The organism is Vicinamibacteria bacterium, from assembly GCA_035620555.1.
GTDB lineage: Bacteria > Acidobacteriota > Vicinamibacteria > Marinacidobacterales > SMYC01 > DASPGQ01.
Map to the genome: position 1 here is coordinate 1 of DASPGQ010000605.1, position 14,402 is coordinate 14,402.

Consider the following 14,402-nt stretch of genomic DNA (forward strand, 5'->3'; position numbering starts at 1 on the left):
CGGTTGCCATGCCGTGATTGTAATGGAGGCGAGCAAGGCTTTCATGCTGTCTCGGACGGAAGCTTCAGCCCACTGCAAATCGACGAAACGAAGGACTCAGGTGGGCTGCACCCCTCGCGCCCGCGCGCTCGGTCTCGCATCCGCGGCCCAGAGGTGTTGCGCCGCGTAAGCCCGCCAGGGGCGCCAGGGCTCGGCTCGCTCCAAGAGCTCCGCCGGCGTGGGTCGGGCGCCCGCCTGGGCCGCTCCGCGAAGCAGTCCGACGTCCGAAGCAGGAAAGGCATCCGGTTCTCGCAGGGCGCGGAGCGCGATGTACTGAGCGGTCCATTCTCCCACTCCGCGAATTGCGCGAAGACGCCCGATGGCCTCGTCGATCGTCCCGAACGTTCGAAAGAGGCTAGGGTCCATGACCGCTGTTTCCGCGAGCGCATGGAGCGCTGCACGGCGCGCGGAAGGCATACCGAGCGTCTCGAGGGAGGTGGACATCACACGCTCGGGCGTAGGGAAGGCAAGCGATAATCCATCCGATTCAGGTAGCGTCTCTCCACACAGTGCCACCAATCGGCCCGCGAGCCGTCGAGCCGCCTGCACCGATACCTGCTGGCCGAGGATCGCGCGCACCGCCAGCTCGAAGCCATCCCACGCGCCCGGTGCCCGCAAGCCGGGCCGGAGCGCGACGAGCGGTGCCAGCAGGGGATCCTGAGACAGATGCGCGTCGATGGTCTCGATGTCGGCGCCCACGTCGAAGACCCGGCGCACGCGAGCGAGGATCGCTGGAAGAGCCCTCACCGACGGAAAGCAAATCGAGGCCGCGAGGTTGTCGTGCGCCGGCTCGTGACGGACGGCAACCGTTCCCAAGTGTCCCTCGTGAGAAACCGTCCGACGATAGACTCCTTCGGAAACTGCCTCGACGCCCTCGATTGCCCGGGCTTCGAGATAATCGAGCATCGCCCTCCAGTCGTAGGGCGGCCGGTACCGGAGACGGAGCGTTACCCCGGCCTCGGCCACCGAGCCACGCGGAGCTTCCGTCGTGCGCTTTCGCATCGCGCTCGGCGGGCGCCGGAAGAGCTCGCGGAACGTTTCGTTGAATCTCCGGAGGCTCCCGAAACCCGCTGCGAGCGCTATCTCCGACAACGGCATCCGCGTTTCCTGGACGAGCTGCTTGGCGAAGAGCACCCGCCGGGTCTGGGCGACGGCGATGGGCGACGCCCCCAGGTGCTGGTGGAACAGGCGGCGGAGCTGGCGGCCGCTCATACCGACCCGCTCGGCAAGCTCGTCGACGCCCCCTTCTCCGCCGTCGAGACAGCCGTCGGCGATGAGAGCGAGGGCGCGGGACACGCTGTTGGACGTGCCGCGCCACGAGGCGAGATCCGGCGCGGTCTCCGGACGGCAGCGAAGACACGGCCGGAAGCCCGCCTCCTGTGCCGCCGCGGCGGAAGCGAAGAACCGGCAATTCTCGCGCTTCGGTGTGCGAGCGGGGCAAATGGGTCGGCAGTACACCCCGGTCGAAGTCACCGCCACGAACAGACGGCCGTCGAATCTCGCATCTCGGGTCTGGAGAGCGCGATAACAGGCTTCGAGATCGAGTGTCTCCATGGGGGAGATCATCTCACGCCGGACAGCCTCGCGCTCGCGGATTTCGGACATCGACAATCCGGCACCGATCAAACGTCAGCTCGGAACGGCCGAGGGTTCGAAAGATCAGGACGGTCAGTGCGGAGGCGAGGGGGACCGCCGCCTACAGCGGATGGCGGCCCGTCAGGCGAACCAATGAACCTGCCGACAGAGGCTGCACAAGTCGCCGATCTGTCGAGCCAATCAAGGCCGACGAACGTCGCCCGAACGTGCAAGTTGAAGATGTGATTTTGCTTTGCTACTGCTCGCCGTTGGGGCTACCCGAAAGGTGCAAGAATCGGTTCCTGGTGGGTCGCTGGGGCAACAGGCGCGTCGGCTCCAAGCCGAGTTCAGACGCCCCACATCGGGTCAATGCGCCTTCACGAGCCGGTTGTACTTCTCCATGATCGCCTGCAGACGTTGGTGCGGGACCCCAAACACACGAAATCCATCGGCCCCGGTCATCGTTTCTGCCGCGATGAGCGTATTGGTGATGGCTTCTTCAGTCGCCTGAACCGTGGCTTCGAAGAGGGTAGTCAATTGAGCGTTGCCCAGCATCCGGACGTTCGCCACGCCAGCAACATCCGCTGAGGCGTTCGCGGTCGAGAAGGCGACGAAGATGTCGCCGGATCCGTTGCTCGCTATGCCCCCCATTCGCCCGATACCAAGTGCGGCCCGCTTTGACAGGCGCTGCAGTTGGTGCGGCAGCAACGGTGCGTCAGTAGCGACCACGATGATAATCGAGCCGTCACCGGGCGAAGAGTCTTTCGACGTTGGATTGAGATTAGGACCCAGGCTCGCGCGGCTCTCCGAACATCGTGCGGAAGCCGGTTTCTCCGGAACACCTGGCGTCGGTACGAAGCAAGGAAGCAAGTCGCGAATCTCAGTGCCGACCGGAACTCCCGCCACTCGCAGTATTCCTCTGGACCCGTAATTACACTGCACCAAGACGCCGACGGTGAATGTCTCCGTCTGCGTCGGTACTCGTCGCGAGGCGGTTCCGGTTCCACCCTTGAACTGATGGCACACCATTCCCGTCCCGCCACCGACGTTGCCCTCGGCAATGGCGCCGCCTCTCGAGCCGTCCAGCGCGCTGAACACATGCTCTCTCGTGACATGGAAGCCGTTGATGTCATTCAGATCACCATCGTAAGTCTCGGCGACAACAGGCGTGATCCAACTGAACGTCCAGCCGTTTCGAAGCATCCAGTCGATCGCGGCGTCGCGCACAATGCCCACGCTGTGGGTGTTGGTGATGAGGATTGGGCCTTCCAGGAATCCGCGCTCCTCGAGCCACGTTGTCCCCGTCATTTCGCCCGCCGCGTTCAAGGTGAACCAGGCGCCAAACACCGGGTCGCGATTGGCCTTTCCGCGAGGAAGGATCGCGGTCACACCAGTTCTAACGGGCCCTTCACCTCTGCGCAGCGCGCCGTCGCCGCGTACTATCGTGGCGTAGCCAACTTCGACTCCCGCGACGTCGGTGATCGAATTCAGTGAGCCTGGAGAGCCCTCAAAGGGAATGCCCAAATCGCGGGCGCGCGGCCGGGCTTGGCCGAAGACGTGAGCACCGACCAGTAGCACGAGTGCACAGAAAGCCGACGTCGTTGCTCTTCGCATTCCGGTCCTCACTTCCATACAACCGAGGGTCGACCTTCGGTGCGTGTAAGCGTTCAGCATGAGCCGCGGCGCGTTCTTTGCGCCGTCGCTCCATGCCATTGTTGGGCCGAGCGACGTTCATAGCAGCCCTTACGCTCGCGCCTTCCCGATAATGAGCCTCAGAGGCGAGGGCGTGGAGACGATCTTCTCGAGTTCAAAGCCGGCACGATTATACAACTCGCGGAATTCGCTAGCCGTACGCTCGCGTCCGCCGGCGTTCACCAGCATATTGATGTCCATCCACTTTCCCGTGTCGAACTCGGCGGTCTCCGTGATGACCCACTCGACGAGCAGCAATCGCGCACCGGGCCGGGCGTTCTTTTTGACGTTCTGAAGAATGGCGACCGCTTCGTCGTCGGCCCAGTCATGGATGACCCATCGCAGCAAATAGGCGTCGGCTTGCACCGGGATGCTTGCAAAGAAGTCGCCACCGAAGCGTTCCATACGGTCATGCTGAATCGCTTGCTCCACTACGTGGGGCTGGTCGAAAAGAATCCCCCGGCAGGACGGATGTGCATCCAGGATGTTGGACAATTGAGAACCGATCCCGCCTCCGATATCGGCGATCACCGGAAATTGGCTCCAATCGTACGATCCGGTTACGGCGGGAGTCATGGAGGCGCTCAGGTCCCGCATCGCTGCATTGAAGAAGGCGCTCTGTTGCGGATCGGCTCGCAGGCACTCCCAGGCGGTGCATCCGCGCACCTGTTCAACGCCTGTGCGCCCGTTCTGCAATGCCAGTATCAGTCCGCGCCAACCGTCGACGGGAAAAGAGTCCGGACAGAGGGTAATGCGGACCCAGGCCCACTGCGAGCCTTCTGCGTAGCGGCGCAGGCATTCGCTTTGAGGAGTGTTAGCGAATACGCGTGGGGAGGTCTGGGTGAAAATCCCGATGCTTTCCAGCGCCCGCAGCAGCCGGTAGAGGCTGGGAGCATGCGTCTTGCTGCGCTCGGCGAGAACATCGACGTGCAAGGGAGCGCCGGCGAGATGATCGGCAATCTCCAGTTGTGCGGCGGCACCCACGCAACAGGCTTGCCAGTAGTTGTTGACGATCCCCAGAATCTGATCTTGCGGCGTGGGTGCGCTCATTCGCGTCATGGTTTCAGGAATAGTTCTTCCTCAGGATCTCATATTCACTTGGCGCCAAGGTGCGACGGGTTGCTCGGACTCTATCGGCCCAACGCCCGGCTTCAGCGGCGTGGCCAGTCCTATGGAAGCGGCAATGATCGAAACGAAGGCTGCGTTGCTTCATTCCTTTCGCCATGTCGGTTGGGAAAGGGCCACGACCGCTGCAAGTCGATGTTATGCCGTGACGGTGACTCGGCTGTGGAGAAACTCCGGAGCGAAGTCTGCGCCGTTTGGCCAGACGACAGTGTGAAGCTCAGGGTGCACGCGGAACTGCTTGAAGCCACTAACATCCCGCAGAGGTTCGAAGACCGGCCCTTCAAGCTCCTCCCCTAGGTCGATCTCCCCCTCAGCACCGTCACTGAAACGGAGGCGCAAGACGTGGTCCCGAACCCACGTCGCTTCTGTGACTCGTATCATGTCTTACTCCAATGGCGGAATCCGCTGAAGCGGCTGGCGATCCTTTGCGCGCTGCCAATTGTCGAGAAGCGCTTGCTTGTTAAGCTCGTACCATTCCAGAACATGCCGCAAGGCTCGGCGCGGAAACTCGCCCTAACCACACCATCCTCGATACCGACGGTAATCTCATACTCCCCATAAACGGCGTGAAAGTGAGCTGGCTCGTGATCTCGGTAGAACATCGCAATCACGATCCCAAGAAAACGACTCAGCTCAGGCACATCTTCATTCTAGCGCCCACGTGCAACGAAGTGAGGCTGTTTCAATTCTCGCTTTCGCTCCGATCATACTCCACAAAGATCTGATCCGCTGCCGCCGTCAAATCCTCGTCATGGAGCGGCTCGAAGTCGCGGGACGCCGCCCGGCGAATCAGCTCCGCCAGGACCTGTTTCCGCTCCTCGGCGGGCAGCGCTTCAAAGGCGTCAAGCACGCTTCTTGCTCCGCGACTCATGACTCTACGTTCCCACGTGCGACGTCGTTTCTCAAGTGCGGACTGGAGTGGGCATAACACCGGCGTTCAGCGGCGAAACGACGATGTCGCCCCTGAAGAGGAAGGCTTCCGAGCAATCGACGTGCCGTGGCCCGAAAGCTCGGTGCCGTCCGCTGCAGCGCCAAGTTATCCGGTTCCTCGGTTCAACCCACGCGTCGGAGCGCTTCAGCCACCGCTTCAGGATTCTCCGCCGCTACCTTCAACAGGGCTCTTGCGGGACCCTCGGGTTGCCTTCGACCCTGCTCCCAGTTTTGAAGGGTCGATACGCTGACGCCAATCATTAACGCAAACTCGGATTGAGATACCTTCAGTTTCTCCCGCACCGCTTTGATGTCCGCCGGCTCAAAGTGGAAGACGCGCCCTGGCTTCAGCTTTCCTTTTTTGATCTTGCCCGCCTGCTTGATGCTGGCAACTAGCTTGTTGAAGTCCTTCTTCTTCACTTCAGTTCCTCTCGTACCAACTTACTTAGAATCCGGAGCTGGGTGGGCGTGAGGTCTTCCTGTTCACTCTTCGGAAAGACCAGCAGCATGTAGATGGTGTCTCCGTCTTTGTCCCAGAAGTAAATCACCCGCAGTCCGCCGCGTTTGCCTGCACCGCCTCTCTTCCACCGAAGCTTGCGGAGTCCGCCGCTTTTGGGGATCAGCGGTCCTTGCTCCGGCCGAAAAAGCAGCGCCAGTTGGAGGCCCCGATACTCGTCATCGGAGAGGAGCTCCGTTACCTCCCGTGTGAAAACCGGGGTCTCAACGAAGCGCACGTATAACTATACGTCAATGACGTACAGTCGATCAACGGTGGGTTCCACCGTGGAGGAAGCATCCGGATAAACGTGACGCATCAGCCGCGGCGCCGTCGGCTGCATGCGGTGTTAGGCGGCAGCTGCCCTCCTAAGGAACGTCGCCGTACAAGTACCGGAGCCCTCGACTGATCGTCGCGGGAATAACAGAGAGGTGAGTCTCACCTGGGAATATGTGGTACTCAAGTTCGAGGCTGGGGTACTTTCGGGATCCAAGCAAGGCCCTGTAGCCACACCACGGGAGAAGCGATACGTGGCTCCTCGGTGCCAGCAGAGATGAAGAGCAAGTTATATGGCGTATTCCGTATCCCAAGGCCAACTGGAGGACGAATGAAGAAGCATCGTGTCATCCTGCCAGATCCTTGCAACAATTTGAAACCCGCCGAACTCGCTGTCGTCGGCCGCATCCTTCCACATTTCAGCGCTGCCATGGTGATATCGATCCAAAAGGAGGAGGATTATCGGCGTTTCAACCTCCCGCAACTTCCGCCGCTTGTCGCGCAAAGCCTCCTCGAGGAGACGCGCGATGTCGTGTCGCATCTGACCTTCCCACTTTGCACCACCCGAGATTACCCAGTACAGCTGGTCGGATTGGTCATGGTGTTTCTGAATCGCAATTCGAGCGCGCCCTTTCCTAACAAGAACCTCGCGGGCGGCGGCTTTCTCAAATCTCGTGCGCTGGACGTACTCAATCACCCTTTTCTCGATAAGGGGACGTAGATCCCTTAGTCCCTCGATTGGCTGTAAGGTCATCACGTGGGCTCCGAAGAGCAAGCCACGCTCAGCGAGATTCCGCTTCATATCTTCGCACAGCGTGACGAGCGACCTTCGCGCGCCAACGTTGGACATTCGTACCGACTCCCCGATGATCACGTCGTCAATCAGGGAGGTGACCTCTACGGCATAACGTTTACCGTCGATCGTCAGGTAGTAGTCGGGAGGCTCTTCGTTTTGCGGTACTTCGCTCCACGAAACTTGGCTGCCCGCAAAGTGACGCGCCAAGAATGTCGAAAAGGTGTCCTTGCAATACTCCTCGTCAGCTCGCTTCATGAAAGCGCCGAAGTGTGGGAAGCCAAATGACTATTGTTCAAGCGACCTGTTGCCGGAAAGTATCGCAGGGGCGGCCCCTTCGATACTTCTTGGGACTGCGAAGCTCCCATGCGCAAACCTCCACGAAACGCTCTGGATGGAGTCGGGCCGCGAGCTTCGGCGAAATAAGACTGCAGAACGGTGTCCGGTAGCGCAGCGAGCATCCTGAATTGGATTGTACGCCCACGCGTCGCGGGGCCAAAGGACGTCAACCGGACGTTGGTCGGGGAGTGGAAGCTAGCCAGGACGCGCCATTAGGCGAGGCCTTCGTAAGTTGTTGAATCGTGACGGCAGAAGGAAAAGGGGCTTCTTCGCAAGTAGAAGCTGCTGCCGATGGTGTACAAATGTTCTTGAGGATCTTGGTTGCAGTCTAGGACTGAGGTAACTCCTGGAGCACTCGAAAGTAGCGTTCCCAAGGGCCGACTTCCTCGCGGTACTGCTTGGCCATTACGCGCGCGATCTGGCGCAGGTGCGCCAGATCGTGGACCGTCCAAGTCGCCAGGAGCTGTCGCAAGGTAACACGACCCAATTCGGGATGACGGCCCTCTTTCGACAGATTCGAAGCGTCGAGATTCAAACTCTTGACGTACGCTAGGTTTCGTTCGCGGCGCCCGGCGAATCGCTCTAGGAGCGCGGAAAGTGGCTGACCCCGGTATTTCTCACGGAATCCGAACCGGTCGAACGGCGTGAACGCTCGCGCCGTCCCTTCTTCGAGGATGATCTGGATTCGCGGAACCCAATCCGTTTCCTCGCCGTGGAGCAAATGGCCGACGACATCGCGCGGGCTGAACGTGTCGGGGCCCTCGTCGCGGGACAGCCACTCCGTGGACAGTCCTTCGAGGAGCGTCGACAGCGTTCGCGGCGTGCGCTCGAGGACTTCGAGCGAGCGGTCGAGATCGAACTTCATCTTGTTTCTCCATCTTGATAATGTCTAAAGAGAGCCTAGCGTGCGAGCCGACACTGGAGCGTTGCGAACGGTCTGAGAGCAAACCGCGTACGGGGAGAACCGGTCACGGACCCACAGGAAAGCTCTCGAGTGCCCGACCTCTCTCCACCGCTTCGGCCAACGACCTGGCGGGAAGCTCGCGAGAGAGCTCGGCGAGCACGGTCCTCGCGCGATCCTTGCCGTCGCTCCAACCCCCGGGAAGGTGAAGAGCGGAGGAGGCGAGCTCGGCGGCGCGCTCCAGCTGCCTTTCGGTTCGGCGGATAAGGGCCTTTCCGAGCAGGATCTCGACGAGCAGCGGTCGCGCGTCGATCGATCGGGCGACGTCGAGCGCTTCCTCGATCGCTCGGGTCGCTGCGCTGGCCCGCCCCAAACCCAAAAAGGCGCTCGCGAGGTTGTTCAGCGTATCGGCGATCCCGATTCGATGGCGACGATCGCGTCGCAGCTCGAGGCTTTGCTCCAGGTGAGGCCGCGCGCGCGCGAACTCCTCGCGAGCGAGAGCTTCCTTTCCGAGGCTGTTGAGCACGCTCGCGATTCGCTGCTCGTCGCTCGATCTCCTGGCAAGATCCAGGGAGTCGGCGAGGAGGGGCAGGGCCCGCTCGCCGCCGATGGACAAATGACCCAGCACATTGAGAGCCCAAGAAAGGCCGGAGGTGCTCTCTGCCTCGCGATACCGTTCGACGCTCAGTCTGACGAGGCGCAGGCCTCGGTCGCGATGTCCGAGCGCGAAGAGCACGTAGCCGAGACGGTTCTGGCAATAGCCGAGCTCCAGGGGATTGCCTGCCGAAGGCGCCAGGCGTAATCCTTCCTCGAGAAGCGCCCGCGCCTTCTCGAGGCGGCCGGTACAGGAGTAGAGCACACCCTGGCGCGCGAGCACGCGTCCCACGAGGGGTGCATCCGCCACCGCTCCCAGAGCCAGCTCTAAGAGGACGTTTCCCTCCTCGTAGAGTCCGCCCTGGTCGAGGCGGCGATGAAAGGAGTCGAGAGCTCCGTCGAGCGCCCTCGCGTCGCCCAGGTGGCACGCGCTCTTCCACCGGGCGATGGCGACGTCCAGGCCATCGGATCGGGAAACACTGCCCTCGGATTCATTCTTGGAGAGCTCGACGGCGCCATTTCTCCCGGGAGCGCGGCGTAATCGAAGTTGGCGGCAGAGCGCGGTCATCGACTCGGGTGGCTCGATGGCGAGCTCGTCCTCCAGACGGCGCGCGTAATCCTCGTAGAGTCGGATGGCGGCCCCGCGTCTTCCACCGGCAACGAGGAGCTTCATCATGGCTTCATGGGACTTCTCGTCGAGCGGATCCTGTGAAGCCCACTCTCGAGCGAACGCGAGGGCCTCGTCGACCTGGGCCCGTTCCGTGTGAAACCGGACGCACCCCTCGAGAGCCTCGGCGCGAAGCGCTCTCAGCCGCTCCGCCTCCATACGTTGCCAGTCGTCGAAGCGAGGGGCATCGCGCAGAGCGAGCCCGGAGAGAAAATCGGAGGGCTGGAGAGCCACCGCTCTCGACAGCTCGTCGATACAAGCCGCGCAGGCGTCCCGCGGCCCGTGCGGGTGACCGGAGGCCCGGGTCCACGACTCTTCGAAGGCGATCACATCGGCCCAGACCGAACGGCCTCGGCAAAAGGCCATCGAGCCCCCATCCCCCTCCAGCCAGTCCCTGCCGATGGCCTCGGACAAGGCAAAGAGGGTGCGCCTCAAGGCGGCTCGAGCTCGCGCGGGCGGATGCTCCGGCCACAAGAGCACGGCAAGCTCCGAGCGGCGGTGCTCTCCGGCCTCGACCACGAGGTAGGCGAGAAGCGCTTCGGCCTTGTGGCGGTCGAGCTTGATCGGGCGTCCATCGAGGAGCATCCGCGGGGCGCCGAAGAAACGCAGCTCGAGCCGGGCCATGATGTCATCCTAGCTCGCGGGATAAGGACTTTTGAGCTTCGCAACGCTTTTCGCAACGCCTGCCGAAACGGCCAGGTGATTTCGACCACGCTAGATTGCGCTCGAGGAGGTGTAACGGTGAAGAAAGATTCGATTGATTGGGTGCTCTCACAAGCCGAGCGGCGGCCACGCCGAGTCGGTGTCCTGATCGGGTTGATGCTGATGTCGACGTGCGTGGCTTCCGGCGTCTCATCCGCCGCTCCCGATGCCGCCTCCGCCTTCGAGCGCTTGAAGAGCCTCGCGGGCACCTGGCAGGTCGAGGGGGAGAACGAGACCCTGACCTACTCGCTGACGGGAAACGACTCGGCCTTGATCGAGCGGTTCCGTAGCATGTCGAGCGTCTACCACATGGACGGGAACGATCTCCGGGTGACCCACTACTGCGGCGCTGGGAACCAACCCCGGATGAAGGCCGTGAGCTACCGCCCCGAAGAGGGCTTCCTGAAGTTCGACTTCGTGGACGTCTCGAACGTCTCCGCGCCCGACGCCTATTACACCCGGGAAATCGAGATCAGGTTTCTCGGTGAAGATCGACTCCAGATCCGGTTCAACGGTCTCGAAAAAGGCGAAGAGCAGCCGGTTACGATCCGGCTCTCGAGGAAGTGAGGGAGGCATCATGAATCGGGTGTTTTTCGTCTTGATGTCGACCCTGTTCCTGTCCCTCGCGGAAAGCGGCACGGGCAGCGACTCCCAGGATTTTCGAGCCGCTTTCGAACGCCTGAAGTCGCTGGTCGGCACCTGGGATGTCGAGGGTACGGAAGATCGTTACGTCGTCTACAGCCTGACCGGAGGCAACGAGACCCTCGTCGAGGAGATCCGGGGAGTGGGGCCGATGGCGAGCTTCTACCATATGGACGGACAGGATTTGCGGGTCACTCATTACTGCTTTGCGGGGAATCAGCCGAGATTGAAGGCGGCCGACTATGACGATGCGACGGGCGTGTTGAAGTTCGAGTTCGTCGACATCACCAATCTATCGTCGCCCGACGCCTATCATATGCGTGAGCTCCAGATTCGTTTCCTGAGCGAGGACCGGATCGAGCTCGACTTAGTCGGCCAGAGGGAAGAGAAGCATTCGCGCTTGATGACGCTGAAACGCCGCGCTCCATAGCGACGGTTCCGGAGCGATGCGTTCGCGTCGACAGTAACGGTCATCGCTCCGGACCGTCTCGCGCCGGCGGCGCTGGCCGAGTCGGGCTTTGCCGGACTATCCTGTACGGCGATGCTCGTTCTGAGCGCGGCTCTGGCAGTCTCGCTGGCGCAATCCGCGGCGCCTGAGGAGATCTCGTACAAGCTCACCTACCGTGAGTCCCGACCGGAGCGGGTGTCGGTCCGGATCGATCTGCCTTCGGTCGTCGTCGGATCGCGGATTTTCGTCATCCCTCGCGCCATTCCCATGGGCTACGGCGAGCAGCCTTTCGACCGCTTCGTTACCTCGGTTAGCGCCCTTGCGGCCAGCGGCTCCGCAATCGCGGTCGAGAGAGGCGAGGGACCGCGGTGGATTCTTGGAGTGGCGGATTCCGCCGTCGCCCGGATCGAATACGACGTGGATATCGCCCGGATGGAGCGAGACGTCGTAGCCGCCTCCGACTCCTCGAAAGTGCGACCCGGCTACTTGAGCCTCCTCGGGTACTCCATCTTCGGCTACGTCGAAGGCCTCGAGGGGAGAGCCATCCGCCTCGAGCTCGAAGTACCGGCCAGCTGGCCGCTTCTGACGACGCTCGCCCCTCGGCTGCCGCTTCCAACGGGACGTGACATGGCCTCGGCGCGAGATTTCTACGCGCTCGCCGATTCCCAGGTCGTCGCCGGTCCGAAGCTCGAGGTTCGGGAACTGGGAACTCAGCCACCGTCGTACTTCGCCCTGTACACCGAGGGAGCGACCGATGTGACGCTCCTCGCCGAGCTGGCGGAGCAGGCCCTTCGCCGGACCATCGACTACTTCGGCGAGGCCCCGTTTCCACACTACACCGTGCTGCAGGAGCTCCTCGCGCCACTGTCCGAACGCCATCGCTACGGCTTCAGCATGGAGCACCTCGACAGCGCTACGTTCTACCTCGCGAGCGACGCCGGCCTCACCGCGAGCTCCTCCGATTCCGATCGTTCGCGCGTGCTCTACAACTTCGCCCATCATTTCTCGCACGCTTGGATTCCGAAGCGCGCCTACGGCAAGGGTTACTACCCGTTCACCTGGGAGCTCGCTCCGGTCCTCGATACGATCTGGTTCAGCGAGGGGTTCGCGCAATACGCGGCCATCGAAGCGATTGCCGACGGCCTTCCGGTTGACGAGGCCCGAGCCTACCGAGAGCTCCTCGTCGAGCGGCGTTTTCGCCAGAGCGTGGTCGATGCTCCCGCCTTCCTTCGCCAGATGCCTCTCGTCGAGCTCTCTCGGGTAGCGTCGACGCGGTACTCGGAGGACTTTCGTACCGGCCGAACCGTGTTCTCCCGCGGAGGGCTCATGGCCGCCGCGATCGACGAGCACCTCCGTCGTGAGAGTCGCGGCGAATACCGGCTGCGTGACGCGCTCAGGCATCTGGTGTCCTGGTCGCGAAAGACCGAGAGGGCTTTCGAGATCGACGAGCTCCCGGCGATCTTCGCGGAGGCCACAGGAGTCGACACTCGCCCGGTGCTCGAGGGGTGGCTGAAGTCCCTGGACGCCGTCCCATGAGACGTCATCTCGAGAGTCCCGCCACGGCATTGAGCACGAGCAGGGTGATGAACGCCCGGACGGCCGCGATCCTGCTGGCCACCGTATCCACTGCGAGCATCGCATCGGCGCAGGAGCGCGTCGAGATCTCGCCGTTTTTCGGGTATCAGGTCGGTGGAGGCGTGACCTCCTTCCCGGGGCGGCTCGACGTCGACGCCGATACGAGCTACGGCGTCTTCGTCGACCTGCGCGTTCGCCCCGACGCGACGATCCAGCTTCTCTACGACCGTCAGGACACGGTTCTGAGCTTCCGTAGCAGCGATCCGTTCTCTCCGACCCAGGTGAGCGCTGGTCTCTCGATCGAATACTTCCATTTTGGCGGAACGGTGGAATTCAGCGAGGAAAGCCTGCGCCCCTATTTCGCCCTGACGGTAGGGGCGACGCGATTCGATCCGGCTCCGGCGGAGTTCGGCGACGAATGGCGCTTTTCGATCGGATTCGGGGGAGGGGTCAAGACGTTCCTCTCGAACCGCGTCGGTCTTCGGCTCGATGGCCGCGTCTGGCCCACGTTTCTCAACACGAGAGGCGGCTTTTTCTGCTCGCTTCCCGGCGGCTGCCTCGTTTCCATCGAGGCGGATCTCGTCTATCAGGCAAACGCCACCGTCGGGTTCTTCTTCGTCTTCTGAGCAACGGGACAAACGGCTCGTTTCTCGCCGTCCGACCGACATCCCGTGTCTCGCCGTGTTGCGATGACTGTTCCCCGTCAGTATCATAGAATCTCTCACAAGAGATTAGTCTCGGGGCGGGCGCGTTCGATGAGATCGGCGCTTGATTGGCTCGAGCCCGAGTTCCGCCGCAGCCATCTTCACCTTTCGCCGTCGCGAGAATCGAACAAAGCATGTCAGAGACGGAAGTCGTCCTCGAAGACCTCTTGCTGATCCTGAGCGTGGCGTCGCTCGTCGCCGTCCTCGTCAAGCGCATCCACGTGCCCTATACCACCGCGCTCGTCCTCGTCGGCATCGGCGTGAGCTTTCTTCCCATTACCATGTCCGTTCATCTCAGCAAGGAGCTCGTGCTTCTCATCGTGCTTCCACCCCTCCTTTTTCAGGGCGCGCTGCACATGGAGCTCGACGACTTGCGGAAAGACGTTCTTCCTATCGCGGTCTTGGCCCTTCCCGGGTTGGTGCTCGCGACTCTGCTCGTGGGCGGGATGCTCCACGTCACGCTCGAAATGCCCTGGCTGAAGGGGCTCCTGTTCGGTGCGATGGTCGCGGCGACCGATCCCATCTCGGTGCTCGCCATCTTTCGCGAGGTCGGAGCGCCGAAGCGCCTCAAGACGCTCATGGAGGGGGAGAGTCTGTTCAACGATGGAACCAGCGTCGTGCTGTTCGGAGCCCTCTTCGCCGTCCTCTACGAGGGGGCGGAGCCCAGCGCGCTCGGAATCGGGCTCTCGTTCGCGAAGGTTTGCGCCGGTGGAGCCGGAATCGGCTTCATCTTCGGATACGCCTGCTACCGGCTCATGAAACGCCTCGACGACCACCTGCTCGAAGTGACGCTGACGGTCGTGCTGGTATTCGGGAGCTTCGTGGTCGCCGAGGTGCTGCATCTCTCCGGGGTGATCGCCGTCGTCGTCGCCGGACTCATCATCGGCAATTACGGAAAACTCTT

Annotated in this window: 16 protein-coding genes; 5 read left to right on the forward strand and 11 right to left on the reverse strand. The window is 62.2% G+C overall.

Going from position 1 to position 14,402, the window contains the following annotated elements; translation table 11 throughout:
- Window positions 1-96 precede the first annotated feature (96 nt).
- From VEK15_24720 to VEK15_24770, 11 genes are all read right to left on the reverse strand, one after another.
- A complete protein-coding gene (locus tag VEK15_24720) occupies window positions 97-1,593 on the reverse strand; it encodes an AlkA N-terminal domain-containing protein (protein ID HXV63926.1) in 1,497 nt (498 codons plus the stop codon).
- A 387-nt stretch (window positions 1,594-1,980) separates the two neighbouring features.
- Window positions 1,981-3,192 (reverse strand): P1 family peptidase, encoded by a 1,212-nt coding sequence (locus VEK15_24725; protein ID HXV63927.1) that lies wholly within the window; start codon window positions 3,190-3,192, stop codon window positions 1,981-1,983.
- A 165-nt stretch (window positions 3,193-3,357) separates the two neighbouring features.
- Entirely contained in the window at window positions 3,358-4,365 is a 1,008-nt protein-coding gene (locus VEK15_24730; protein ID HXV63928.1) for a methyltransferase, read from the reverse strand.
- Window positions 4,366-4,569: 204 nt separating this feature from the next.
- Complete coding sequence (locus VEK15_24735) at window positions 4,570-4,812, reverse strand: DUF2442 domain-containing protein (protein ID HXV63929.1); 243 nt, start codon at window positions 4,810-4,812, stop codon at window positions 4,570-4,572.
- Window positions 4,809-5,072, reverse strand: coding sequence for a DUF4160 domain-containing protein (locus VEK15_24740; protein HXV63930.1), 264 nt, complete (start codon window positions 5,070-5,072; stop codon window positions 4,809-4,811). Before VEK15_24740 ends, VEK15_24735 begins: the two co-directional genes overlap by 4 nt.
- 41 nt (window positions 5,073-5,113) lie before the next feature.
- On the reverse strand, window positions 5,114-5,281 hold the full coding sequence (locus tag VEK15_24745; protein HXV63931.1) for a hypothetical protein: 168 nt from the start codon (window positions 5,279-5,281) through the stop codon (window positions 5,114-5,116).
- Window positions 5,282-5,484: 203 nt separating this feature from the next.
- Window positions 5,485-5,781 carry a NadS family protein gene (nadS, locus tag VEK15_24750; GenBank protein ID HXV63932.1) on the reverse strand — a complete coding sequence of 99 codons (297 nt, stop codon included), beginning with the start codon at window positions 5,779-5,781 and terminating at the stop codon, window positions 5,485-5,487.
- Window positions 5,778-6,095 carry a type II toxin-antitoxin system RelE/ParE family toxin gene (locus tag VEK15_24755; protein ID HXV63933.1) on the reverse strand — a complete coding sequence of 106 codons (318 nt, stop codon included), beginning with the start codon at window positions 6,093-6,095 and terminating at the stop codon, window positions 5,778-5,780. Before VEK15_24755 ends, nadS begins: the two co-directional genes overlap by 4 nt.
- A 327-nt stretch (window positions 6,096-6,422) precedes the next feature.
- Window positions 6,423-7,184: a hypothetical protein gene (locus tag VEK15_24760; GenBank protein ID HXV63934.1), complete on the reverse strand. Its 762-nt coding sequence runs from the start codon at window positions 7,182-7,184 to the stop codon at window positions 6,423-6,425.
- A gap of 409 nt (window positions 7,185-7,593) precedes the next feature.
- Window positions 7,594-8,130, reverse strand: a complete 537-nt coding sequence (locus VEK15_24765; GenBank protein HXV63935.1) for a DinB family protein — start codon at window positions 8,128-8,130, stop codon at window positions 7,594-7,596.
- Window positions 8,131-8,233: 103 nt separating this feature from the next.
- Window positions 8,234-10,051, reverse strand: a complete 1,818-nt coding sequence (locus tag VEK15_24770) for a BTAD domain-containing putative transcriptional regulator (protein HXV63936.1) — start codon at window positions 10,049-10,051, stop codon at window positions 8,234-8,236.
- A gap of 117 nt (window positions 10,052-10,168) precedes the next feature.
- On the opposite strand from VEK15_24770, the gene VEK15_24775 reads away from it, so the two are divergent.
- From VEK15_24775 to VEK15_24795, 5 genes are all read left to right on the forward strand, one after another.
- Window positions 10,169-10,696 carry a hypothetical protein gene (locus tag VEK15_24775; GenBank protein ID HXV63937.1) on the forward strand — a complete coding sequence of 176 codons (528 nt, stop codon included), beginning with the start codon at window positions 10,169-10,171 and terminating at the stop codon, window positions 10,694-10,696.
- A gap of 10 nt (window positions 10,697-10,706) precedes the next feature.
- Complete coding sequence (locus tag VEK15_24780) at window positions 10,707-11,201, forward strand: hypothetical protein (GenBank protein ID HXV63938.1); 495 nt, start codon at window positions 10,707-10,709, stop codon at window positions 11,199-11,201.
- Window positions 11,202-11,312: 111 nt separating this feature from the next.
- Window positions 11,313-12,755: a hypothetical protein gene (locus VEK15_24785; protein HXV63939.1), complete on the forward strand. Its 1,443-nt coding sequence runs from the start codon at window positions 11,313-11,315 to the stop codon at window positions 12,753-12,755.
- Window positions 12,752-13,420 (forward strand): outer membrane beta-barrel protein, encoded by a 669-nt coding sequence (locus tag VEK15_24790; GenBank protein HXV63940.1) that lies wholly within the window; start codon window positions 12,752-12,754, stop codon window positions 13,418-13,420. Before VEK15_24785 ends, VEK15_24790 begins: the two co-directional genes overlap by 4 nt.
- Window positions 13,421-13,632: 212 nt before the next feature.
- On the forward strand, window positions 13,633-14,402 hold a 770-nt coding region (locus VEK15_24795), incomplete at its 3' end, for a cation:proton antiporter (protein ID HXV63941.1).